General features: G+C 65.5%; 20 protein-coding genes and 1 riboswitch. Of the genes, 7 read left to right on the top strand and 13 right to left on the bottom strand.

The window, feature by feature from the left end; translation table 11 throughout:
• Window positions 1-63: 63 nt before the first annotated feature.
• The 4 genes from KF759_RS08640 to KF759_RS08625 all read left to right on the top strand — a co-directional run bounded on the left by KF759_RS08640 (window position 64) and on the right by KF759_RS08625 (window position 3,718).
• Entirely contained in the window at window positions 64-1,686 is a 1,623-nt protein-coding gene (locus KF759_RS08640) for a sulfotransferase (protein WP_291224556.1), read from the top strand.
• Window positions 1,687-1,766: 80 nt separating this feature from the next.
• On the top strand, window positions 1,767-2,351 hold the full coding sequence (locus tag KF759_RS08635) for a sigma-70 family RNA polymerase sigma factor (protein WP_291224618.1): 585 nt from the start codon (window positions 1,767-1,769) through the stop codon (window positions 2,349-2,351).
• Complete coding sequence (locus tag KF759_RS08630; RefSeq protein ID WP_291224554.1) at window positions 2,348-2,788, top strand: hypothetical protein; 441 nt, start codon at window positions 2,348-2,350, stop codon at window positions 2,786-2,788. Before KF759_RS08635 ends, KF759_RS08630 begins: the two co-directional genes overlap by 4 nt.
• 21 nt (window positions 2,789-2,809) lie before the next feature.
• The gene (locus KF759_RS08625) at window positions 2,810-3,718 is read left to right on the top strand and encodes a DUF4097 family beta strand repeat-containing protein (RefSeq protein WP_291224552.1); all 909 of its coding nucleotides are present in this window, start codon (window positions 2,810-2,812) and stop codon (window positions 3,716-3,718) included.
• Between the two features lie 6 nt (window positions 3,719-3,724).
• Here KF759_RS08625 and KF759_RS08620 read toward each other — a convergent pair whose 3' ends face one another.
• Genes KF759_RS08620 through KF759_RS08610 form a run of 3 tightly spaced genes read right to left on the bottom strand, consistent with a single transcriptional unit; the run spans window position 3,725 to window position 7,022 of the window.
• Window positions 3,725-4,804, bottom strand: a complete 1,080-nt coding sequence (locus tag KF759_RS08620; RefSeq protein WP_291224550.1) for a homoserine dehydrogenase — start codon at window positions 4,802-4,804, stop codon at window positions 3,725-3,727.
• Window positions 4,801-5,982, bottom strand: a complete 1,182-nt coding sequence (metB, locus tag KF759_RS08615) for a cystathionine gamma-synthase (RefSeq protein ID WP_291224548.1) — start codon at window positions 5,980-5,982, stop codon at window positions 4,801-4,803. The genes KF759_RS08620 and metB overlap by 4 nt, the downstream gene beginning before the upstream one ends.
• Window positions 5,979-7,022, bottom strand: a complete 1,044-nt coding sequence (locus KF759_RS08610) for a homoserine O-succinyltransferase (protein WP_291224547.1) — start codon at window positions 7,020-7,022, stop codon at window positions 5,979-5,981. Before KF759_RS08610 ends, metB begins: the two co-directional genes overlap by 4 nt.
• A gap of 79 nt (window positions 7,023-7,101) precedes the next feature.
• Window positions 7,102-7,221: riboswitch (SAM riboswitch) on the bottom strand.
• 182 nt (window positions 7,222-7,403) lie between these two features.
• Between KF759_RS08610 and KF759_RS08605 the strand changes: the two genes are divergently transcribed.
• The 3 genes from KF759_RS08605 (at window position 7,404) to KF759_RS08595 (ending at window position 11,345) form a co-directional block, all read left to right on the top strand.
• A complete protein-coding gene (locus KF759_RS08605; RefSeq protein ID WP_291224545.1) occupies window positions 7,404-8,813 on the top strand; it encodes a M20/M25/M40 family metallo-hydrolase in 1,410 nt (469 codons plus the stop codon).
• Window positions 8,814-8,880: 67 nt separating this feature from the next.
• The gene (locus KF759_RS08600; RefSeq protein WP_291224543.1) at window positions 8,881-10,488 is read left to right on the top strand and encodes a peptide chain release factor 3; all 1,608 of its coding nucleotides are present in this window, start codon (window positions 8,881-8,883) and stop codon (window positions 10,486-10,488) included.
• 239 nt (window positions 10,489-10,727) lie between these two features.
• Window positions 10,728-11,345: a YdeI/OmpD-associated family protein gene (locus tag KF759_RS08595; protein ID WP_345777429.1), complete on the top strand. Its 618-nt coding sequence runs from the start codon at window positions 10,728-10,730 to the stop codon at window positions 11,343-11,345.
• 96 nt (window positions 11,346-11,441) lie between these two features.
• On the opposite strand, the gene gcvH is transcribed toward KF759_RS08595, so the two are convergent.
• The 10 genes from gcvH to KF759_RS08545 all read right to left on the bottom strand — a co-directional run bounded on the left by gcvH (window position 11,442) and on the right by KF759_RS08545 (window position 22,355).
• Entirely contained in the window at window positions 11,442-11,840 is a 399-nt protein-coding gene (gene gcvH / locus KF759_RS08590; RefSeq protein WP_291224541.1) for a glycine cleavage system protein GcvH, read from the bottom strand.
• Window positions 11,841-11,931: 91 nt separating this feature from the next.
• Entirely contained in the window at window positions 11,932-13,017 is a 1,086-nt protein-coding gene (gcvT, locus tag KF759_RS08585; RefSeq protein WP_291224539.1) for a glycine cleavage system aminomethyltransferase GcvT, read from the bottom strand.
• A 120-nt stretch (window positions 13,018-13,137) separates the two neighbouring features.
• Entirely contained in the window at window positions 13,138-13,581 is a 444-nt protein-coding gene (locus KF759_RS08580) for an NfeD family protein (protein ID WP_291224537.1), read from the bottom strand.
• A 39-nt stretch (window positions 13,582-13,620) separates the two neighbouring features.
• Complete coding sequence (locus KF759_RS08575; RefSeq protein WP_291224535.1) at window positions 13,621-14,571, bottom strand: SPFH domain-containing protein; 951 nt, start codon at window positions 14,569-14,571, stop codon at window positions 13,621-13,623.
• A gap of 85 nt (window positions 14,572-14,656) precedes the next feature.
• Window positions 14,657-15,982 (bottom strand): ATP-binding protein, encoded by a 1,326-nt coding sequence (locus KF759_RS08570; RefSeq protein WP_291224533.1) that lies wholly within the window; start codon window positions 15,980-15,982, stop codon window positions 14,657-14,659.
• Window positions 15,983-16,098: 116 nt separating this feature from the next.
• A complete protein-coding gene (locus KF759_RS08565; RefSeq protein WP_291224531.1) occupies window positions 16,099-17,448 on the bottom strand; it encodes a sigma-54 dependent transcriptional regulator in 1,350 nt (449 codons plus the stop codon).
• Window positions 17,449-17,623: 175 nt separating this feature from the next.
• Window positions 17,624-18,847 carry an FtsX-like permease family protein gene (locus tag KF759_RS08560; protein ID WP_291224529.1) on the bottom strand — a complete coding sequence of 408 codons (1,224 nt, stop codon included), beginning with the start codon at window positions 18,845-18,847 and terminating at the stop codon, window positions 17,624-17,626.
• Between the two features lie 138 nt (window positions 18,848-18,985).
• Window positions 18,986-20,290, bottom strand: a complete 1,305-nt coding sequence (locus KF759_RS08555; RefSeq protein ID WP_291224528.1) for an ABC transporter permease — start codon at window positions 20,288-20,290, stop codon at window positions 18,986-18,988.
• Window positions 20,291-20,300: 10 nt separating this feature from the next.
• Entirely contained in the window at window positions 20,301-21,023 is a 723-nt protein-coding gene (locus KF759_RS08550) for an ABC transporter ATP-binding protein (protein WP_291224527.1), read from the bottom strand.
• Window positions 21,024-21,086: 63 nt separating this feature from the next.
• Complete coding sequence (locus KF759_RS08545; RefSeq protein ID WP_291224526.1) at window positions 21,087-22,355, bottom strand: HlyD family efflux transporter periplasmic adaptor subunit; 1,269 nt, start codon at window positions 22,353-22,355, stop codon at window positions 21,087-21,089.
• Window positions 22,356-22,629: the final 274 nt, after the last annotated feature.

Genomic DNA, 22,629 nt, shown 5'->3' with positions numbered 1-22,629 from the left:
CCGCTCCCGGCCGTGCGCAGGCGCGCGCGGCCGCGGTTTCCTTTTTCGCATCAGGTTCGAACCGTGACCAATCCCCAAGCCGAAGTCGCCCGCCATTGGCAGCGCGCGAACGAATGCATGCGCAACGCCGACTACGCCAATGCGCTCGCCGCATTTGCCGCGGTCGTCGAAATAGACCGTTCCCACCCGATGGCCTGGTTTGCGCTGTCCTCGGCGGCAAACGCCAATGGCGAATTCCGCACCGCGGTCGAGCATGCCCGCTCGGCTGCCTTGGGCATGCGCGAAAGCGGCCGTTTCGAGGGCCTCAACGAACTTGCCCACCACCTGCAGGCGCTTGGTGAAACGCGATTTGCCACGCACATCATCGAACGCGCGGGTTGGTCGCGCGTTTCGACGCACCCGGACGAAGCTGCCCTGCTTGCTCAATGCCTGGGCTTGGCCGACCGCCACGGCGATGCGCTGCAGTTGCTCGATCTGGCGCTTGCGCGCCACGCACCGACGCCGATGCTCAGTTACACGCGGGCAACCACCCTGCGCCACCTCGGGCGCGGCGCCGAGGCCACCGCCGAATTCGAGCGCTGCCTTGCGCTTGCGCCCGACTATGCCGCGGCGATGCTCATGCTCGCCGGCCACGACCCCCACGCCGACGCCGCCGGCCAGCTTGCGCGCATCCGCGCCGCGCTCACCCGCGCGCAAACCGACAGTCTGCAGTATGCGATGTTGCAGTACGCACTGTTCATCCAGCTCGATGCCGCCGGCGATGTTGAAAACGCCTGGAACGCACTCGCCGAAGGCATGCGCGCCAAGCGCGCCAGGCTAGATTGGGACGGCGCTCGCGAGGAAGCCGGTTTCGCGGCGGTCAAGGCGCTGTGCGATGCGCAGTTCGTCAACGCCAGCGCTCCGGCCGAAGCCAGTGCCTGCACGCCGGTGTTCGTGTTTGGCTTGCCGCGCAGCGGCACCACCGTGTTCGAGCGCCTGCTCGGCAACCACACTGGCGTGGCAAGCGCGGGGGAGCTCAACGACTTCCATCTGCAGTTGTGCTGGGAGGCCGATTTCGGCACGCCCGAGCTGCTCGACCCACGCTTGCTCGAAGCCTGCAGGACGATCGACTTCGGCGCCCTCGGCCGCGGCTATCTGCAGCGCACCGACTGGCGCGCCGCGGGATCGACCCATCTGATCGACAAGTTCCCGCGCAACTTCCTCCATGCCGGGCTGATCCACAAGGCATTGCCGCAGGCGAAGATGATCTGCCTCGTGCGGGATCCGCTCGACAGCTGCCTGTCCAATCTCAAGGAACTGTTCGCAGGCGATTTCTATCCCTACAGCTACGATCCGCTGGAAACAGCGGCGCACATCGTGCGCTTCCGCGACTTGCTCGCCCATTGGCACGAGGTCATGCCCGGCGCGATCCACGAAGTGCGCTATGAGGACCTGGTAGGCGAACCTGAGCGGGTCATGCGCGACGCGCTCGGGTTCTGCGGCCTGCCGTTCGAGCCGGCGTGCGCCGAACTTGCACGCAACGCCGCGCCGTCGGCAACAGCCAGCACCTCGCAGGTGCGCCAGCCGCTGCATGCCCGCTCGATCGGCGCCTGGCGGCGTTACGCCGGGCCGCTGGCCGGCGCGGCCGCACTGCTGCGCGAGCACCTGCCGGCGAGTGACTTTGCCGAACCATCTGCCGCCGGCTGATTGCGGGCCGTTTAAACCCGCGGCCTCGCATCCGCATCCAAGCTGGCAAGATGAACGCCTGCCTGACCTTGCCGATGCCGATGAGCCAAGCCGCGGTGGACCACCAAGCCGGCGATGACGATGCGCGGTTGGCGCGCCTCGCGGCGGCCGGCGACCTGCGCGCTTTCGAAAGCCTGTATCGTCGTCACGTCGCGCGCGTGCACGGCGTGGTGTGGCGCATCTGCGGCATGAACGGCGCGCGCGCCGAGGACCTCACCCAGGAGGCCTTCGTGCGTGCCTGGCAGAGCCTGCCCGGCTTCCGCTTCGAGAGCGCGTTCGCCACCTGGCTGCATCGGCTCGCGGTCAACATCGCCTTGATGGACCTGCGCCGCGAACCGCCGGAGCAAGTTTGCGACGAAGCCCTGCTCGAAGCCTGCGGCGGCAGTCATCAGCCATTTTGCGCCGGTGAGCGCGCCGATCTCGAACAGGCGGTGGCGAACCTGCCACCGCGCGCGCGCGCGGTGCTCGTGCTGCATGATGTCGAAGGCTGGAAGCACGAGGAAATCGGCCGCGAACTGGGCATGGCCGTGGGTTCGTCCAAAGCGCAACTGCACCGGGCGCGCAGCTTGCTGCGCGCCATGCTCGACAATCACGCCGCGCCTGCCGCGACGAGAGGCAAGCCATGAACGAGCTCGAGCTTCAACGGCAGCTGCAAGCAATGCGCATCGAACGCCAGCCGCAACACGATCCGTGGCCGGCGATCGCCCAGCGCATCAGCGCTCCGGACAGCAAGCGGCCACGCCGACGTGCCTGGCACAGACCCGCGCTGGCGCTGGCTGCCTGCCTGCCGCTGGCACTGGCCGCCGCTGCCCTTGCGCATCGCTGGCTGGCGGCGGACGTGACGCCGTCGGTCGACCTGCCAAGCACCTTCCCGCTTGCCCGCAGTCAGGCGCCGAATCAGGATCCGCGCCTGCTCGCCGGCGCGATCGTGCTCGACGCCGCACAGGCACAGATCGAGCAGGCACTGCGCATCGATCCGGATCATCCATTGTTGCGCGATCTGCTCAAGCGCACGCAGACGCGACGTGATCGACTCGAACAATTCGGCCACCAGACCGGCTGACCCACCACGGAGCCCAAGCCCATGAAAGCCATCGCATTCCCGCTCATCCTGCCGTTTCTTTTCGTGGCCGGACTTGCCAGCGCGCAGACCCAGATCAATCAGACGCGCCCGGTCAATTCCGATGCACGCATCGATGTCTCCAACATCAAGGGCTCGATCAGCGTCCACGGCTGGGACAAGGACGAAGTCGCGATCAGCGGCACGCTCGGCGCACGCGCCAAGGGCCTGAGCATCGAAGGCGACGCCGCGCATCTGCAGATCAAGGTCGAAGCCCCCGGCAGCACAAGCTGGTTCAGCTGGGGCGCCGACACCGCGATGGGCGACACCACCCTCGAACTCAAGGTGCCGCGCAACGCTCAACTCAAACTCGAAACGGTGAGCGCCAATGTCGATCTGAGCGAGGTCAATGGCCGTAGCCTCTCGGTGAATTCGGTAAGCGGCAAGCTGCGGCTGGACAGTGGTGCCGGCGAACTAGAAGTCGACAGCATCAGCGGCAGCGTCGAAATCAACGGCAAGGCCAGCAAGACGCACGTGGAGACCGTTTCGGGCAGCATCCTCAGCCGCGGTCTCGGCGGCGAGATCCACTTCGAAACAGTGTCTGGCGACATCGACGCTGACAATGGCGGCTATCAGCGGCTGTCGGCTGACAGTGTCTCGGGCGACATCAAGCTTCGCGGCGTGCCCGCCAGCAATGCCGAGATCGATGTTGAATCGATGAGCGGGGATATCAATCTGCGTTTGCCCGAAGGTGTCTCGGCAAAGCTGGACGCATCAACCTTCAGTGGCGACATCCGCAGCGATTTTGGTGCCGCCAGCAAGCCCGATCACGGTCCCGGCAGCCATCTCGAGCTGCAACTGGGAAGTGCCGGCGGCGAGATCAAGATCGAGACCTTCAGTGGCGACATCGAGATCCGCAAGGCCGAACGCTGAGCGCACTCACGGCGCCACGCGCAGCGCGAGCACATCGCCCAGCAGGGCCTGCGCGGTGACCTCGGGGCCGGCGCCCGCGCCCTGGATCACCAAGGGCTGCGCCCGATAACGCTGGGTGGTGAGCGCAAAGAGATTGTCGGCACCCGCCAGACGCGCGGCCGGATGCGTCGTGGCGACTTCGGTGAGGCCGACGCGGGCATGGCCATGCTCGTCGAGCCGCGCGAGGAAGCGCAGCACTTTGCCCTGCGCCGCAGCTTCGTGCTGGCGCCGGGCCAGCACACCGTCGAACTCGTCCAGGCGCGACAGGAATTCATCCAGCGGCAGCGTGCGCAGCTGCTTCGGCACCAGGCTTTCCACATCGACATCGCGCACATCCAGCGCATGGCCGGCGGTGCGCGCAAGGATGAGCAACTTGCGCGCGACATCGGCGCCGCCGAGGTCGATGCGCGGATCGGGCTCGGTGTAGCCGAACGCGCGCGCCTCGCGCAGCAGGTCGGAGAACGGCCGACTGCCATCGAACTGGTTGAACAGCCACGACAGCGACCCCGAGAACACGCCATCGAGCGCGAGCAGGCGATCGCCACAATCGCGCAGGCGGCGCAACGTGGAGAGCACCGGCAGACCCGCGCCAACCGTCGCTGCATCGCCATAGGCGACACCGCCGCGTTCGCTGGCGCGCCTGAGCGCAGTCCAGCCGGCCAGCGCCTCGCCCGTGGCGGCCTTGTTCGCGCTGACGACGTGATAGCCCGCGGCAAGCCAGGTCGCGTGACGCGCAGCCTCGTCGGACGAGGCGGTGGCATCGATGATCACGCGGCGCGGCGCGCCGCTGGCGTTGAGCGCAGCGAGCAGGCTGGCGTCGTCGCGACCGGTTTCGGCCTGACCAAGCTGCGCCACCACCTGGGCCGGCACGATGCCGCGCGGATTGGCGATCTGCCGTGTTGAATTGGCGGCGCCGACCAAATACAGCCGCTCCGCGGACGGCGTGGCAAGCAGCTTGAGCAAGGCGCCGCCAACGACACCCGTGCCGAGCAGGACCAGTGCGGTGTCTGCCACCGCCGGCGCAAGCGAACGTGGAACGGCGCTCATGCACACACCGGTTTGAGCTTGTCGGCGCGCTGCGCGCGCTGCAGGGCTGCGGTCAGGTCGTGGCACAGGTCCTCGCCGTCCTCGATGCCCACCGACAGGCGCAGCAGGTCGTCGCTGATGCCCGCATTGCGCCGCGCTTCGGGCGCCATCGAGGCATGGGTCATGCTCGCCGGATGCGCGATCAGGCTTTCCACGCCGCCCAGCGACTCGGCCAGCGAGAAGAACTGCAGGCCATCGACGAAGGCGGCGATCGCTTCCACGCCGCCGGCCAGCTCGAAACTGAGCATGGCACCGAAGCCTGTCTGCTGGCGCGCGGCGAGTAGATGCCCCGGATGATCGGCGAGCCCCGGCCAATACACGCGCGTCACGGCAGTATGCGCATCGAGCAGCGCGGCGATGCGTGCGGCGTTTTCGCAATGCGCGCGCAGGCGCGGGCCAAGCGTGCGCAAGCCGCGCAGGGTGAGAAAGCTGTCGAACGGCGCGCCGGTCAAACCCAGGCAATTGCCCCACCACTTGAGCTGCTCGGCGAGCGCGGCGTCGCGCGCGATCACGGCGCCGCCGACGACATCGCTGTGGCCATTGATGTACTTGGTGGTCGAATGCACGACCACGTCGGCGCCGAGCGCGATCGGCTGCTGCAAGGCTGGCGAGAGGAAGGTGTTGTCGACCACGCACAACGCGCCCGCCGCATGCGCGGCCTGGGCGACATGGCGAATGTCGGTGATGCGCAGCAGTGGATTGGACGGTGTTTCCACCCATACCAGCGCGGGCTTTTGCGCCAGTGCCGCGGCGAGCTTCACCGGATCGGTGAGGTCGACGAACTCGACCTGGAAGCGTCCCTTCTTCGCCCATGCATCAAGCAAACGCCAGGTGCCGCCGTAGCAATCGTGCGCGGCGACCACGCGGCCACCTGACGGCACCAGTTCGAGTGCCAGCGCCACCGCAGCCATGCCGCTCGCGGTCACCACCGCGCCGGCGCCGCCTTCGAGATCGGCGAGTGCGCCGGCGAGCTGGTCGCGCGTGGGATTGCCGCTGCGCGAGTAGTCGTAGGTGCGCTTGCGGCCAAAGCCATCGAACGTGTAGTTCGTGCTCAAGTGCAGCGGCGGCACCACCGCGCCATGTTGCGTGTCGCTCTCAATGCCGGCACGCACGGCACGGGTCTGGGCACCAGGGCTCACTGCACACCTCCACGGGATTCAAGAATTTCGCTGACGATCGCGCCGATCTGCGCGTCTTCCTTGAGGAAGCCATCGTGTCCGTACAGCGAATCGATCACATGCAGGGTCGCGCTGCTGCCACAGCGGCGCTGCAATTCGCAGACATCGGCCAGTGGCACCACGCGGTCGGACGATATGCCTACCAGGGTCACCGGCACGCCGATGCGTTCGGGCTCGACCGCATGCAGATCGATCGATTCGGACAGGGCAAGGTAACGCTGGGCGTCGAAGCGTGCCGCAAAGCGCTCGCCCGCCGCACGCAACCACGGCTCCTCGGCAAACTGGAAGCGGCCATCGGCATATACCGGCGCATCACTGCAGCGCTCGGCGAACTCGCGATCGCTGCGGTAGGTCGTCATGGCCAGGCGCCTTGCCAGGGCAAGGCCGCCCAGCCCATCGCCGCTGCGTGCGCCCAGACGCACGATGTCGCGCTGGATGTTGCGCAGGGCAACGCTCAGCGGATGTGCACGGTGCGCACCAGCAATCGCGCACAGGCGCGCCAGCCGCGCCGGGAACCGGGCCGCAAAGGCCAGCCCGACCATCGCGCCATAGGAAGCCCCGATGAAGGCATGCACCTGCGCAATACCGAGGGCACCGAGCACACCCGCGATCGCGCTGGCCTGATCGGCGGTGTCGATCGCACGTGCAGCTCCGAGATCACGCCGACTGAGCCAGTCGATGCCGAGCACGCGCCAACGCGCGGTGTCGATTGCACAACCGGCACCGGCGAAGCCGCGCCACCAGCCTTGATGGGTTGCGCTGGGCAAGGCATTGCGATCGGCCGAAATGCCGCCCTGAACGATGATGACCGGAGCACCCGCGGCGCCTTCGAGGCGCCAGTGCACGCGCACTTCACGCTCGCCCTCGCCGTATCGCGGCGTCATGCACACGCGCGCCTCGCCCTGCCGGCGTTCCTGCGCGGCAGGCGCAGAGAAGGCCTCGAAGCGCGCGCTGTCGGCGGGTGCGGCGGCTTGGTCGATCTGGCTGGCGTGCAGTGACATCGCTAGGCTCCGGTTGGGCCCATCGCCCCGAGGAAGCCTTCGAGTGCATCGCAGCGCGCGCCGGCACGGCGCGTCTTGCGACTCATCTCTCGGCTGGACGCTGGTCACGTCCCCGCGGGAGTTGGCACCGTGGCGCGAATGCGTTGCGCTGGTTGCCCCGGCGTCAAAGGGCCTGTCCCTCAGCCGGTCTTGATGAGCAGTGCGCGCACTGTAGTGATCCCGGCCGTTCCTGTCAACGGCCATATAGCCGTCCATCCACCCATATGTCGAGTGGTGATTTGCGCCACCTTCGGCAGCAAACCCATGGAAACGCCCCGTCGCCGCCGGCGCGCCGGCACGGCGCGTATACTGTCGCGCCGCCATTGCCTGCGAAGGTCTGCCATGTCACCACGTTCATGCGCCGCGCTCGTCGCCTTGATGTCCTGTACCTTGGCCGGCCTTACTCCGCTGCATGCGCGGACCAGCGGGCCGACCCTGCCGGCAACGATGCAGCTGCTGCGCGAGGCGATTTCCACTCAAACGGTTGAAGGCAAGGGCCAGGTACCCGCGCTTGCGCGCCGTCTTGCCGACCAGCTCGAATCGGCCGGCTTCGCCAAGGCCGACATCGAAATCATCCCGGTCGGCGAAACCGCCGCACTGGTGGTGCGTTACCGCGGCAAGGGCAAAGGCGAACCCATCCTGATATCCGGGCACATGGACGTGGTCGCTGCAAATCCAGCCGATTGGCAGCGCGATCCGTTCACCCTGATCGAGGAAGACGGCTACCTCTACGGGCGCGGCGTCGCCGACATGAAAACCAATCTGGTGACCTTGGTGGCGACCTTCATGCGACTCAAGCGCGAAGGCTTCGTTCCGCGACAGGACTTGATCCTGCTGTTTTCCGGCGACGAGGAAACGCAGATGGCTTCGACACGCGAACTGGCGCGCCGCTTTCATCAGGCACGCTTCCTGCTCAATGCCGACGCAGGTGGTGGCACGCTCGATGCGGATGGCAAGCCGATCGGCTACGAGATCCAGGCAGCCGAAAAAAGCTACGCCGACTTCACGCTCACGGTGACCTCGGCCGGCGGCCATTCCAGCGAACCCGACCCGGCTCGTAATGCGATCTACCACCTAGCGCGCGCGCTCGAAGCGATTGCCGCCTACCAGTTCCCGGTGCAGCACAGCGACATCACACTCGCCTCGCTCAAGGCGCTCGGCTCCCGCGGGCAAGGACCTCTGGCGCAGGCGATGCGCGACTTTGCCGCCACGCCTGACAACGCCCAGGCGGCCGCGACCATCACGGCGGATCCAGCCTACGTCGGCCAGATCCGCACCACTTGCATTGCGACGACGCTCGAGGGTGGCCATGCACTCAACGCGTTGCCGCAGCACGCTCAGGCAAACATCAATTGCCGCATCTTCCCCGGCACCGGGGTGGCGGCGGTCAAGCACACGCTGGAGCAGGTCATTGGCGATTCCAGCGTGACCATCACGGTGCGCCCGCCACCGCCGGTGGAAAGCCCCAGCTCGCCCTTGCGCGCCGACGTGCTCGCGGCAGTCACCACGGCCATCCGCGCTCGCTTTCCCGGGCTGGACGTGGTGCCGGGAATGTCTGCGGGCGCGACGGACAGCATGTACTTCCGCGTCGCCGGCGTGCCCAGCTTCGGTGTGAGCCCGAACTTCGCCAAACCCAACGACACCTTTGCGCACGGACTCAACGAGCGCCTGCCCACCGCCGAAGTACCAGCCGCGCTCGACTACTGGTATCGACTGCTCAAACTGCTGGATCGCCCCTCCGCACCGCGTTGATCAAACTGCGCGGTCGCCATGGCGCGGCAGAGGCTACAATGCACGGTTTGTCCCCTTGCCCTGCCCCATGTCCGAACACGCCAGCCAGACCGCGCGCCGCCGTACCTTCGCGATCATCTCGCATCCCGACGCGGGCAAGACCACGCTGACCGAAAAGCTGTTGCTGTTCGGCGGCGCGATCCAGATGGCCGGCAGCGTCAAGGGCCGCAAGGCCGCACGCCACGCCACCTCCGACTGGATGGCGCTGGAGAAGGAGCGCGGCATCTCGGTCACCAGCTCGGTGATGCAGTTCCCCTACGAGGGCAAGATCGTCAATCTGCTCGACACACCCGGCCATGCCGATTTCGGCGAGGACACCTATCGCGTGCTCACCGCGGTCGACTCGGCGCTGATGGTGATCGACTGCGCCAAGGGCGTGGAGGAGCGCACGATCAAGCTGATGGACGTGTGCCGCCTGCGCGACACGCCGATCATGAGCTTCATCAACAAGCTCGACCGCGAGGGGCGCGCGCCGATCGAACTGCTCGATGAAGTCGAGTCGGTGCTGAAGATTCCCTGTGCACCGATCACCTGGCCGATCGGCATGGGCTCGCGGCTCAAGGGCGTATATCACCTGTTGCTCGACGAGGTGCACCTGTTCGAGCCGGGGCGCAATTTCACCCGTCAGGATTCGACGATCTTCAAGGGGCTCGACGATCCGCAGCTGGCTGCGCGCATCGGCGCGGAGGCGCTGGTCGAACTGCGCGAAGAACTGGATCTCGTGCGCGGCGCTTCGCACGCCTTCGATGCCGACGAATACCTCGCCGGCAGGCTCACGCCGGTGTTCTTCGGTTCGGCAGTCAACAATTTCGGCGTGCAGTTGCTGCTGGATTTCTTCGTCGAACACGCCCCCGCGCCGCGCAGTCGCGCGACCACCACGCGGCAGGTCGAGCCGACCGAGGAAAGATTCAGCGGTTTCGTGTTCAAGATCCAGGCCAACATGGATCCAGCGCACCGCGATCGCGTCGCCTTCCTGCGCGTGTGCAGCGGCCGCTACGACGCCGGCATGAAGATGCTGCATGTGCGCAGCGGCAAGGACATGCGCATCGCCAATGCACTCACCTTCATGGCCTCCGATCGCGAGATCGTCGACACCGCCTGGCCGGGCGATGTGATCGGCCTGCACAACCACGGCACGATCTCGATCGGCGACACCTTCACCGACGGCGAGGCGCTGTCGTTCACCGGCATTCCCAACTTCGCGCCCGAGCTGTTCCGCCGCGCGCGCCTCAAGGATCCGCTCAAGATGAAGGCGCTGCAGAAGGGGCTGGCGCAGTTGTCGGAAGAAGGTGCGACGCAGTTCTTCCGCCCGCTGATGTCCAACGATCTCATCCTCGGCGCGGTCGGCGTGCTGCAGTTCGACGTGGTTGCCTACCGACTCAAGGACGAATACGGCGTGGAAGCGGTGTTCGAGAACGTCGCCGTCACGACCGCGCGCTGGGTGCATTGCGAGGATGCGAAAAAGCTCGAGGAATTCCGCGAGAAGAACGCCAGCCACCTCGCGATCGATGCCGCAGGCGAACTGGTCTATCTCGCGCCGACCCGCGTCAACCTGCAACTCACCCAGGAGCGCTCGCCCGGCGTGGGATTCTCGGCCACGCGCGAGCATGCCAGCGCCACGCTCGGCGCCGAGTAATCCGTCCTGTTTCGCAGTGGCGGGCGCAGACTCCTTCGCGCCCACCGCGACCGCTTCAGCATCACCGACTGCGCCGCGGCGCCGACACCGTTCCATTCCGATTGGGCGCAGCCGATTCCTTCCGGCGCGCTCAAGGTCTATCGTGCGCAGGTGCTCCGGCATCCTTCGCTTGCGCGCGTCGTTGACGAAGCGCAGCCCGGCCGTTGCCTGTTTCCGCTTGGCGCGCCGGATCGAGATTGATGCGGCACAAGCCGTTCGACCTGACGGCTCACCGCAGCTCGTGCGCACACTGTCTCGGGAGGCTCATGGTGGCAAAGTCGGACTCGATCAGCTTCGAAGCAAAGGTCTTGCGTCCGGCGCAGCCAGGCATGGACGACTCGTGGGCGTTCCTCGTCTTGCCAAGGCAAGCAAGCGCGCTCTTGCCCAGGCGTGGCAGAACCTCGGTGGTCGGCACCATCAATGGCCATCCGTTCCAGGCCACGCTTGAGCCGGATGGCCAGCTGAGCCACTGGCTCCGCGTGGACGAGCCGTTGCGGAAGGCTGCGGGCATCGAGTTCGGGGACGTGGTCAAGCTGCAAGTGTCTCGCGCGAAATCCGAGTTCGAACCAAGCGTTCCGGTTGATCTGCGCAATGCGATTGCGGCGTGCCCCCAAGCCACGCGCGCGTGGGAGTCCACGACAACCATTGCGCGCATCGACTGGGTTCACTGGGTCGAATCCGCGAAGCAGGCGGCGACACGAAAGTCACGCGTGGACACTGCCCGCAAGATGCTTGCCAGCGGCAAGCAGCGCGTGTGTTGCTTCGATCCATCCGGCTACTACAGCAAGAGCTTCCGCTCGCCCGAGGCCGAACAGTAGCCTCCCGCTTCAGCCGCTGCACTGCCCCGACGAGGCCGCGGAGACGAAAAAGGGCGCCAAAAGCGCCCTTTTTTTCCTTGCTTCGGATCAGCAGACTCAGGATTCGTCTTCCTCGAGCTGCTCGGCATAGGCATCGGGATCGAGCAATTCGTCGAGTTCCTCGGCGAGGTTGTCGGGCTTGACCACGAACAACCAGCCATCACCGTAGGCGTCTTCGTTGATCGTCTCCGGCTTGTCGGCGAGTGCCTCATTGACCGCCACGACCTCGCCCGACACCGGTGCGTAGACATCGGAAGCCGCCTTCACCGACTCGACCACCGCGCAGGCGGTACCGGCCTTGACCGTGTCGCCGACTCCCGGCAGTTCAACGTAGACCAGATCGCCGAGCAGACCCTGCGCATGATCGGAAATGCCGATCGTGACCGTGCCCTGATCCTCCACGCGCGCCCACTCGTGGGACTTCATGAATTTGAGATCGCCTGGGATTTCTTGCATGACACGGTCCTGATGGTGGGTTGGATGAAACCGTTGCACACGAACGGCAGCGATTCTACATCGCCTTGGCGAAACGCCAAGCAGGAGCCGCTCAGGCCCCGAGCTGGCTGCGGCCGTCGCGCACGAATGGATACTTGACCGCGCGCACCGGCACCAAGCGACCGCGGATGTCGACCTGCAGGGCGTCGCGCGCGCCACTGGGCACGCGCGCAAAGGCAATCGCGCAGGCAAGCGTCGGCGAGAAGCTGCCCGAAAGGATCTCGCCATCGCCCTGCGGCGTCGCCACGCGCTGGCCGTGGCGCAGCACGCCCTTGTCATCCATCACCAGACCGATCATCTCGCGCGGCACGCCCTGCGCCTTTTGCGCTTCGAGTGCGGCGCGGCCGATGAAATCACGCCCGGCATCGAGCGATACCGTCCAACCGAGGTTGGCTTCCCACGGCGTGACTGTCTCGTCCATGTCTTGGCCGTAAAGGTTCATGCCCGCTTCCAGACGCAGGGTGTCGCGCGCGCCAAGACCCGCAGGCGCAACACCGGCATCGCGCAGGCGATTCCACAAGTCGATGGCCTGTGCTTCGGGCACGATGATCTCGAAGCCGTCCTCGCCGGTGTAGCCGGTGCGTGCGATGAACAAGCCATCGCCTTCGGCGGCGACGAATTTGCCGATTTTGGCGGCCTTTTCGCGCGTTGCCGGCGACAGCAGACCCAGCACCTTGTCGCGCGCGTGCGGACCTTGCACCGCAATCATCGCGAACTCGGGGCGCTCCTCGACCTGCACCGAGAAACTCGCCGCCTGGCGGCTGATCCACGCCAGGTCCTTGTCGCGCGTGGCGGCATTGACGACGACGCGGAAAAACTCTTCGCCGAGAAAGTAGACGATCAGATCGTCGATCACGCCGCCCTGCTCGTTGAGCATGCACGAATACAGCGCCTTGCCGGTGACCTTGAGCTTGTCGATGTTGTTGGCAAGCAGGTGGCGCAGGAATTCGCGGCAGCGCGCACCATGCAGATCGACCACGGTCATGTGCGAAACGTCGAACATGCCGGCGTCGCGACGCACAGCATGATGTTCCTCGATCTGCGAACCGTAGTGGATCGGCATGTCCCAGCCACCGAAATCGACCATCTTCGCGCCGAGCGCACGGTGGGTGTCGTTGAGGACGGTCTTCTGGGTCATGGCTGAGGCGGCCTGGTGGATGGGGAGTCGCCCATTATCGCGGCGCGGCGCGACCTTGTCTTGTCCGCTGCGTGCGCGCAGACACGGAAAAGTGCCGGGTTCGGCCCGACCGCGCCGTGCTCAGGGGACCGCGCGCACGGTGAACGTGGTGCCGTTGACGGCGACCACTTCGACTTCGCTGCCCACCGGCAGATCGGGGCCTTCGGCGAGCCACTCGCCATCGCCGACCGCAACCTTGCCGCGACCGTTGACGATTGCCTCGCACACCAGCACGTGTCGGCCGATCATGCGTTGGCCGCGCCGGTTGAGCAGGGGCTGGTCATTGCGCCGCTCGGCCAGCGGCCGCAGGTATTTCCAGTAGCCGTAGCAGGTGCCGATTGCCAACCCGCCGAAGATCACCGCCTGCGGCAATGCGGAAAGGTCGGGAAACACCAGGGTGACCAAGCCCATGAAACCGGCGGCGATACCGATCCAAAGCAGGAAATAGCCAGGCGCGATCATTTCCGCGCCAACCAGCACCAAGGCCAGCACCCACCAGCCGTAATGGTCGAGAAACTCGTTCATGGCCCGTCCCGATCAACCAAGGTCATTTCACGCCTCCGATCAGCGCGGCGGCGTGCGTGGCTGCGCCTGACGCGAATCGACCTGCTTGTCGAGCGCATTCTTGGCCAGTTCGGCGATGCCGGCCATCGAACCGATGATGCCGCTCGCCTCGATCGGCAGCAGCAGCATTTTCTGGTTGGGCGAGCCCGCCATCGCCTTGAGTGCCTCGACATACTTGTTGGCGACGAAGTAGTTGAGCGCGTTGACGTCGCCGCCGGCAATCGCCGTGGAGACGACCTCGGTGGCCTTGGCTTCGGCCTGGGCCAAGCGCTCGCGCGCCTCGGCCTCGCGGAATGCGGCCTCCTTCTGGCCCTCGGCGGCGAGGATCGCCGATTGCTTTTCGCCGTCGGCCTTGAGGATCGCCGCCTGGCGCAAGCCCTCGGCCTCGAGAATGTTGGCGCGCTTTTCGCGTTCGGCCTTCATCTGCCGCGCCATCGAATCGACCAGATCGCGCGGCGGCTGGATGTCCTTGAGCTCGATGCGCGTGACCTTCAGACCCCACGGGTGGGTCGCCTCGTCGACGACCTTGAGCAGGGCGGCATTGATCTGGTCACGTTTGGACAGCGATTCGTCGAGATCCAGCCCGCCGAGCACGGTGCGGATATTGGTCATCACCAGATTGATGACCGCGTTCTCGAGATTGGAGACCTCATAGGCCGCGCGCGCCGCGTCGAGCACCTGATAGAACACCACGCCATCCACGCGCACCACCGCGTTGTCCTTGGTGATGACATCCTGGGAAGGCACTTCGAGCACCTGTTCCATCATGTTCATCTTGCGGCCGACGTTCTGCATGACCGGAATCAGCAGATGGAATCCCGGCGAAAGCGTATGCGTGTACTTGCCCCAACGCTCCACTGTCCACTCGAAACCCTGCGGCACGATGCGTACCAGCTTGGTGACCAGCACGATGGCAAAGATGAAGACGACAACGGCTACATATCCACCCACGACGCTCTCCCGAACCCCAGTATGTGCCCGCAGTATAAACGGCATCGGCGCGGCAAAGGCGCGGCCCGCGCAGCGGCGCGCGGACTCAGGCGGATGGCGACGGACCCGGCAGCATCAGCGTCACGCGCAGCCCGCCGCCGCTGCGGTTGGCCAGATGCACACGGCCGCCGTGGGCCTCGATGATTTCACGCACCAGGGCAAGGCCAAGCCCGGTCCCGGCACGCTTGGTCGAATAAAACGGCAGCAGGGCGTGGGCAAGCACGGTTTCACTCATCCCGCTGCCGCGGTCGGCAACTTCGATGCGCACGCCGTGGCCGAGCTGAGCAACCGCCAGCTCCACCTGTCCGGGCGCGCCTTCGGACTCGTGCGCGTTCTTCAGCAGATTGATCAGGGCCTGTTCGAGTTGGCCACGATCGAACCACGCCGCAGCCGACGGCAGCGGATCGCGCAACTCGAACGGGTAATGCCGCTCGAGCGCCGCCAGAAATGCCGGCCACTGGACCCACTCGGGCCGCGGTGCAGGCAGGCGCGCGAAGCGCGCATAGCCCTGGATGAAGCTTTCCAGATGGCGCGTGCGTTCCTCGACGGTGTCGAACACGGTCGTCAAGCGTGTCAGATCGCCGCGCTGCGCAAGCTGGCGACCACTGTGCGCAAGCGAGCGGATCGGGCCGAGCGAGTTGTTGAGTTCGTGGCTGATCACGCGAATGACCTTCTTCCAGGTCGCCACTTCCTGACGCGCCAGCTCGCGCGTCAATCGCTTGACCTGCAACAGGCGATGCGCGCGTCCTTGCAGCACGAAGCGTCGCGTGGACAGATGGAAGGTTTCCTCATCACCTTCGTGCTCGACGCTGAAAAGCCCTTCGTCCCCACGCGCCAGCGCTTGCGCTAGCGTCGGCGGTGCCGCGGCCACCAGGGCATCGAAGGCCAGACCCAACAACGGTCGCCCGCCATTGAGCAGATGGCGCGCGGCAAGATTGGCATGGACGATCTTGCCGCGCGGGTCGATCAGTACCAAGGCGGTCGGCGTGTTCTGCACGACTGTGTCGAGCAGCAATTCACGCTGAAACAGGTGTTGCCGCTGCTCACGCAGGACCTGTCCCAATTCATTGTGGGCGGCGACCAGATCACCGACTTCATCGCGGCGGCGGACGGCGATGGCGAAACTGAAATCGCCGTCGCGGAACGCACTCACGCTGCCCGACAAGGCGCGAATCAAGGCCGCGACCGGTCGCGCCAGGAATCGCGCGGCGAGCATGACCGGCAGGATCAGCAACAGGATCGTCACGCCCGCACCGAGCCAAGGCGATCCGGTGACCATCGCCAGCCATGCTGCCAACATGGCCGCGGCGAGGATCGCCAAGGCCAATGCCGCGGCGAGTTTTCCTTCGAGCGAGTACAAGCGCATCTGCATACGGTCAAGCTGCGAGGCCTGCCAAGATCGCAGGCCGCGATGCTGCTGGCAATGACCGATCGCCGCGCCCCGGGGTCGACGCCCCCGTTCGCGCACCTCGATCATTTGCCTTTGCATCACCCTTCGATCTTGAGGCCCATCTTCTCCATGCGCCGATACAGCGCCTGACGTGACAGGCCCAAGGCGCTGGCTGCCTGACTGATCACCCCGCGGGCATTGCCCAGGGCTTCTTCGATCATCGCGCGGTCTGGTTCGACATCGCCATGGGTTCGCGCGCTTGCCGGACGTGCCGGCCCGAGACCGAGATCGGACGCGCTGATCACGCCATCGGCGCAGAGCAAGCGGGCACGCTGGATCGCATTCTTGAGCTCGCGCACATTCCCCGGCCAGGCATGCGCGAGCAAGGCGGCGCGTGCGCCGTCGTCGAAACGGGCGTGCCCTTCGAGAAAATGCTCGGCCAACGGCAGGATGTCATCGCTGCGCTCAGCCAGCGGTGGCAGGCGCAGCTCGATCACGTTGAGCCGATAGTACAGGTCTTCGCGAAAGCGGCCCTCGCGGATCATCGCCGGCAAATCGGCATTGGTGGCGCTGACCACCCGCACGCGCACCGAGCGCGTGCGACTCGACCCGAGGCGCTCGAATTGCCCGCTTTCGAGCACGCGCAGCAGCTTGGCCTGGCCGGCGGGTGGCAGGTTGCCAATCTCGTCGAGGAACAGCGTGCCGCCATCGGCGAGTTCGAAGCGGCCTTCCCGTGCACGGTTTGAGGCTCCGGTGTAGGCGCCGGGATCGGCGCCGTAGAGTTCGGCCTCGATCAGCTCGGAAGGCAAGGCGCCGCAATTGACGGTGATGAACGGCCCCGACTTCACCGACGAATTGGCCTGCACGATCTCGGCAATGCGTTCCTTGCCGGCGCCGTTGGGCCCGGTGATCAGCACCGGCACGTCGGCGCGCGCGACTTGGCATGCCAGCTCAATCACGCGTTCGGTCGCGGCCGCCGCGTACACCATGCCACGCAGGTCGTATTTTTCGGCCAGTACCTTGCTGCGACGACGACGCTCCCCGCGCAAGCGCGCGACCTCGCGCGTGGCCTGCGCCAGTTCGAGCAGGTTTTCCACCGTCGCAATCAGCTTGTTGTCGTCCCACGGTTTGGACAGATAGTCGGCGGCGCCCGACTTGACCAATTCCACCGCGGTTTCAAGATGCGTCCATGCAGTGAGCAGCACGATCGGCAAGTCCGGATGCCCAGCGCGGATTGCGCGAAACAGGGCAATGCCCTCGTCGCCCGAGGTGGTGTCGGCAGCGAAGTTCATGTCCTGGACAACCACGTCGACCGCTTCGTCGGCAAGCATCGCCAGGCCACGTGCAGGCGAATCCGCATGCAAGGTGACGATTTCACGCAAGCCGAACAGCAGTTCGAGCGCGGTGCCTACGGCAGGATTGTCGTCGATCACCAGAACGGTGCGCATGGGTTCATCGCTGTGTCGGTTTCGCCGCATCCAGACTTGGATGCGGCAAGGCGGCGAAGGGTTGCAGGCAACGATGGCGAGCGTGGCATGCGGTCCGGGCGCGCCGCAAGCCGTCGCGCCCGGCGCGGCGTGGTGTCCGCATTGAACGACCTGAATCGCTCACGCCCGTCCTCACTCACAAGGTCCGTGTCGCCACCGCAGGCGGCACGCGTGAGGCGCGCAAGGCCGGGCCGAGTACCGCAATCTGGCCCAGTGCCCACAGGCACAGGAACCCGATCGGCACGTAATGCCAGGGCAGGCGCGGCGACTGATAGGCCTGCATCATCCACAGGCTGAGCGCATAGGCGAGAATGCTGCCAAGGATGAGTCCCAACGTGGTGATGATGAAGTTCTCGGTCTGGAAATAGCGCAGGATGTCACCGCGCGTGGCGCCGAGCGCGCGCCGCGTTCCGATCTGACGCGTGCGTTGGGCGACCCAGAAGCTGGCCATGCCGACGATACCCAGCGCGGTGATCGCAAGCAGGGCGATGATCACGGCACCGAGGATGATCGCCATTGCGCGATCGTTCGCATAGGCATCACGCCGCTGCGCCTCCATGTCGCGCAACTTGCCGACGATGCGACTCGGGTTGGCTGCCGCCAACTGCGTCTCGACCGCCTTCATCACTTCGTCGCGTCGTCCGGGCTCGGCGCGGATCAGGTATTGGGAGGCCGTGCCAATGACCAGCATCTGCGGCTGGATCAGCGAGTTTTCGATATCCGCATAGCCGTCATTGACCCACGGCGTCTGCAGGCGCTCGACGACGCCGACGATGGTGGCCTTGGGCGTGGTCTGCGGGTCGTCGATGTAGATCTGCTTGCCCACCGCGCTCTCGCCCGGAAACAAGCTCTTGGCCAGCGCCTGGCTGATGATGATGCTGGCCGGCGCGACCGTCTCGTCGAGCGTGCGAATGCCGACCTCGGTAGGCAGGAAATTGCGCCCGGCGATCAATTTGGCGCCCAGCGCGTCCAATCCGTGATCGTCGACCATGTAGAACGCGGCGTTGGCGCTCTGGGTCTTCTGCTCCGCCGTCAACTGCACGCCACTGGACCAGCCGCTGCCACTGAGCGGAGTTGAATTGATCGAGGTGGCTGCGACGACGCCGGGCAGCCGGCGCAGCAGGGCGAGGTCGGCCGCCTGCACGGCGCGCACGTCAAACCCTTCGCCGAAGCCGACGCTCGACACTGCGAACGTGTCTGTTTCGTTCATCCCGCTTGGCCGCTGCATGCGCTCGAAGCGCTGGCCGATGATGAACAACGCGTTGCACACGATCGCCAGCGTCAAGGCGACCTGCAAGCCGATCAGGATCATCGATACCTTGCTGCGCAGCAGTGCGGAAAGGATGGGGCGTATTTCCACGGGATTCTCCTGTTCTTTCTGCTCCCGGCGAGAGACGATGCCGGCAGGGTTGATGGCGAAAAATCATCGCTTGACGGCAGACTCGCAGCGTGCTGCGCCATTGCCAGCCGCGGCGCTGCGCACCACACCGCGCAAGGCTCACAGCTTGAGCTGGGCGGCCGGTTGCACCCGACACGCGCGCCAGGTCGGATACAAACCCGCCAGCAGCGCCGACACGACCGCAAGCACAACGGTTGCCGCGACCATTGCCCAATCCAGATGCGCCACGGTCTTGTAGCTGGTGTACAGCGCTCGCACCGTCATGAGGCCGAGCGCGGTCAGCATCAGGCCGAGCACGCCGCCGCTCAAGCCGATCACACCCGATTCGATGAAGAATTGCGTGAACACCTCGCGCCGACTCGCACCGAGTGCGCGACGCAGGCCGATTTCACCGGACTTGCGCGTGAACTTGGCCAACAGCAAACCGACGGTATTGATCAGGCACACCAGCAGGAACGCAAAAGCCAACCCCGTCTGCACCTGGACATCGCGTGAGACGACCTTCTGATCGCGCATCCACTGATTGACGTCGAGCAGGCGATTGTTGAGCGGCCTGGCAAAGCGGCCGAGCTTCTTCTGCTCGTTGACGTAGCTGTCGAGGAACGACCGGTAGTCGGCCAGTCGCGCCGGCGTATCGAGCTCGGCCCACATCTGGATCCATACGCAATCCGATTGCAGGTATGCATCCCAGCCGTCGCCGGGCGATTTCCAGCAACTGTTGTTGCCGCTGGAGCGTCGCTTGAGGTCGACGCCGCTGGTGAACGGCATGTAGAACTCGTCGGCACTGCTGAAGGCGCCCACGGTGAGGTCGTAATACTTGATGCGCAAGTTCCAGTCATCGAGCACCCCGACGATGCGGTAGTCGATACCATCCATGCGCACGGTCCTGCCAGAGCTGTCCTGTCCGCCAAACAGCTTCTCGTTCAGCTCCTTGCCCAGCACGATGACGCGCGCATGGCCGGCGTCCTGATCGCGATTCCACGCGGCGCCGTACTTGAACGGCGGCTCGAACATTGAAAAGAAGTCGGCGTAGGTCGCGCGGCCCAAGGCGCGGAACGGCTTGAGCTGCGTATTTTCCGGCTGCACCGGCAGCACGACCTTGAACATCGCCGTCTGCTTGTCGGCCTTGCCTGCCGCCATCAGCGCGGTGGCATCGCGGTAGGTGACCTGGTCCGGGGGGCGGCCATCTTCGCTGTAAGGCTGGTCGGGACCCCAGTTGTCCAGTTGCACATAATGCAGCCGGTCGCTCTTCCACGGGATCGGGTCGCTGCCCATGAGGTGCATCACGGTGAGCGTGGTCATGCTGGCGGCGATGCCCAGTGCAATACCGGCCACCATCAGCGCAGTGAGAACGGGATTGCGCCGGAGGCTGCGCAGGCCCAGCTGCAGGTAGTAGGCGAACATGGTCCGTTCCTCAGGAGATCGCGGCGACAGGGGCGCCGGCATCGACGTGGCGTGGCGACGACTCGGCATCGAAATCCGTGACCTGGCCATCGATCACGTGCACGTTGCGATGTGCCCGCGCCGCCAGCTCCGGATCGTGAGTGACCATCACGATGGTGGTGCCCTGGCCATTGATCTCTTCGAGCAGTTCCATCACGCCACGCGCCATCAGCGAGTCGAGGTTGCCGGTGGGTTCGTCGGCGAGCAGCAGCCGAGGCGAGCCTGCGAGTGCGCGCGCGATCGCGACGCGCTGCTGCTGACCGCCCGACAGCTCGGACGGGTAATGCTTCATGCGCGAGGACAGACCGACCCGACCCAGCGCTTCCTCGATGCGGCGCTTGCGTTCGGCCGCACCGTAGCCGCGATAGCGCAGCGGAACATCGACGTTGTCGAACAGGTTGAGATCCGGAATCAGGTTGAAGCCCTGGAAGATGAAGCCGATCTTTTCATTGCGCAGACGCGAGCGGCCATTGTCATCGAGGCCATGGACATCGACGCCATCGAGCAGATAGCTGCCGCCGGTGAATTCCTCGAGCAAACCGGCGATGTTGAGGAAGGTGGTCTTGCCTGAACCCGATGGTCCGGTCACTGCCACGAACTCGCCTTCGGCCACGTTGATCGAGAAATCACGCAGGGCATAGGTTTCGATCAGGTGGGTGCGGTAGACCTTTTGCAGGTGGGTCATCTTCAACATGGAGCGGGCCTCGTCTGGGTGCGTCGGGTGGGATGCGTGGGTGTGGGCAAGCGGCGCAGGCAATCAGTTGAGCGCGACGCGCTGCGCGCCCTTGAACTCGTCGGTGCCGGAAATCACGATGCGGTCGCCTTCCTTGACACCACTGACGATCTCGACGGCATCGAGGCTGGTGGCACCGATCTGGATTGGTGTGCGCTCGGCGACCTGTCCGCGCACGACATAGGCAACGCGACCGGCGCCGGTGTCCACGAACGGACCGCGCTCGACCATCAGCACGCCCGGATGCTCATCCATGAGGATGCGGGTGGTCAGTCGCTGGTTCTGGCGCAGCCCCTCGGGCCGGTCGCCGCTGAAGCGGATGCGGCCCACGACCTGGCCATCGACCACCTCGGGCGAGATCGCGCTGACCTTGCCGGCGTATTTGCCATTGGCATCCTGGATTTGCGCACTCATGCCGGGCCCCAGTTCGCGCGCGAAGGTTTCGGGCACGCGCACTTCGATTTCGTAGGCACTCAGATCGACCACGCTGAGCACGCCCGCACCCGCAACGACATTGGCGCGCTGCTGCACCAGCAATTGACCGACCTGACCATCGACCGGCGAGCGCATCTTGAGCTCGTCCACCTGGCGCGTGAGATCATCGACCAGCAACTTCTGGCGATCGTGCGCAAAGCGCTTGGTCTTGAGTTCAAACGCGAGCGTTTCACGATCCAGACCGACGTTGCGGCGCGCATTGGCCTCTCCGAGCCGGGCCTTGGCCAGTGCATCCTTGGCGCGCAACACCGGCATTTCCGCCTGCGCGCCCATTTCGAAGGCGCGGCGATTGCGCTCGACCTCACGCTCGGCGGTTTCGCGGTCGATCACCGCTTGTTCGTAGGCGGTCTGCGAGGCGGCCTCGGCCTTGCGGTTGGCTATGGTCGCGCGTTCGACTTCCAGCTCCAGGCCATCGAGTGTGGCCTGTTCCTGCTGCAGGCGATTGCTCAGTTCGGGCGAATCAATCACCGCCAGCACCTCGCCCTTTTCCACCTTGTCGCCAGCCTGCACTTCAAGATTCACCGTGCCGCCGTTGCGCGCATAGAGGGTCGGGCTGTTGGCGGCGACCACGGTGCCCTGCACCGAAACATCACGCACCAAGTCACCACGCCTGACCTCGGCAATGCGCAGGCGCGCCGTACTGGCCGTCGAATCGGCGGAAAACAGTCGCAGCACCGTCGGCGCCAACAGGGCGAGGACCGCAATCAGCGCTAGCGCAGCGGCCCCCAGCAGGACCGGCTTGCGGCGATTCTTCGGTGCGGTAATGGTCCGATCCTGGGCAGAGGTATCGCGGATCATGGTGTTGGAACTCCGGGTGGATCGATTTCGATGATCCAAATCCAGCAAGCACCGTGCCAACGCCATCTAATTGATAATAAACGTCTTTATGACTGTCCGCTTGTCGTGGACAGCGTCCGCGCACCCTGCGGACGATCTGCGGACACGCTCGAAACGCGGCCATGCCGAGTTTGGGCTCGACTCGCAAACGGTAGTGCGAGTGATTCGCATTGCTATACAATTCAATCGAGTTTCGCTTGGGTGCTGGCCGACCGGTTGCGCGTTCAAACCGCGC

The organism is Dokdonella sp., from assembly GCF_019634815.1.
Taxonomy (GTDB): Bacteria; Pseudomonadota; Gammaproteobacteria; order Xanthomonadales; family Rhodanobacteraceae; genus Dokdonella_A.
The sequence above is the reverse complement of the archived record's forward strand: the minus strand, read 5'-3'. Positions and strand labels throughout refer to the sequence as shown.

Excerpts from the sequence above, each read along its gene's own strand:
- KF759_RS08625 (WP_291224552.1), top strand. The coding sequence starts at position 2,810 with ATGAAAGCCATCGCATTCCCGCTCATCCTGCCGTTTCTTTTCGTGGCC.
- KF759_RS08545 (WP_291224526.1), bottom strand. The coding sequence starts at position 22,355 with ATGATCCGCGATACCTCTGCCCAGGATCGGACCATTACCGCACCGAAG.
- KF759_RS08630 (WP_291224554.1), top strand. The coding sequence starts at position 2,348 with ATGAACGAGCTCGAGCTTCAACGGCAGCTGCAAGCAATGCGCATCGAA.
- KF759_RS08600 (WP_291224543.1), top strand. The coding sequence starts at position 8,881 with ATGTCCGAACACGCCAGCCAGACCGCGCGCCGCCGTACCTTCGCGATC.
- KF759_RS08565 (WP_291224531.1), bottom strand. The coding sequence starts at position 17,448 with ATGCGCACCGTTCTGGTGATCGACGACAATCCTGCCGTAGGCACCGCG.
- KF759_RS08595 (WP_345777429.1), top strand. The coding sequence starts at position 10,728 with ATGCGGCACAAGCCGTTCGACCTGACGGCTCACCGCAGCTCGTGCGCA.
- KF759_RS08605 (WP_291224545.1), top strand. The coding sequence starts at position 7,404 with ATGTCACCACGTTCATGCGCCGCGCTCGTCGCCTTGATGTCCTGTACC.
- KF759_RS08620 (WP_291224550.1), bottom strand. The coding sequence starts at position 4,804 with ATGAGCGCCGTTCCACGTTCGCTTGCGCCGGCGGTGGCAGACACCGCA.
- KF759_RS08635 (WP_291224618.1), top strand. The coding sequence starts at position 1,767 with ATGAGCCAAGCCGCGGTGGACCACCAAGCCGGCGATGACGATGCGCGG.
- KF759_RS08555 (WP_291224528.1), bottom strand. The coding sequence starts at position 20,290 with ATGTTCGCCTACTACCTGCAGCTGGGCCTGCGCAGCCTCCGGCGCAAT.
- KF759_RS08610 (WP_291224547.1), bottom strand. The coding sequence starts at position 7,022 with ATGTCACTGCACGCCAGCCAGATCGACCAAGCCGCCGCACCCGCCGAC.
- KF759_RS08580 (WP_291224537.1), bottom strand. The coding sequence starts at position 13,581 with ATGAACGAGTTTCTCGACCATTACGGCTGGTGGGTGCTGGCCTTGGTG.
- KF759_RS08550 (WP_291224527.1), bottom strand. The coding sequence starts at position 21,023 with ATGTTGAAGATGACCCACCTGCAAAAGGTCTACCGCACCCACCTGATC.
- gcvT (WP_291224539.1), bottom strand. The coding sequence starts at position 13,017 with ATGACCCAGAAGACCGTCCTCAACGACACCCACCGTGCGCTCGGCGCG.
- KF759_RS08570 (WP_291224533.1), bottom strand. The coding sequence starts at position 15,982 with ATGCAGATGCGCTTGTACTCGCTCGAAGGAAAACTCGCCGCGGCATTG.
- gcvH (WP_291224541.1), bottom strand. The coding sequence starts at position 11,840 with ATGCAAGAAATCCCAGGCGATCTCAAATTCATGAAGTCCCACGAGTGG.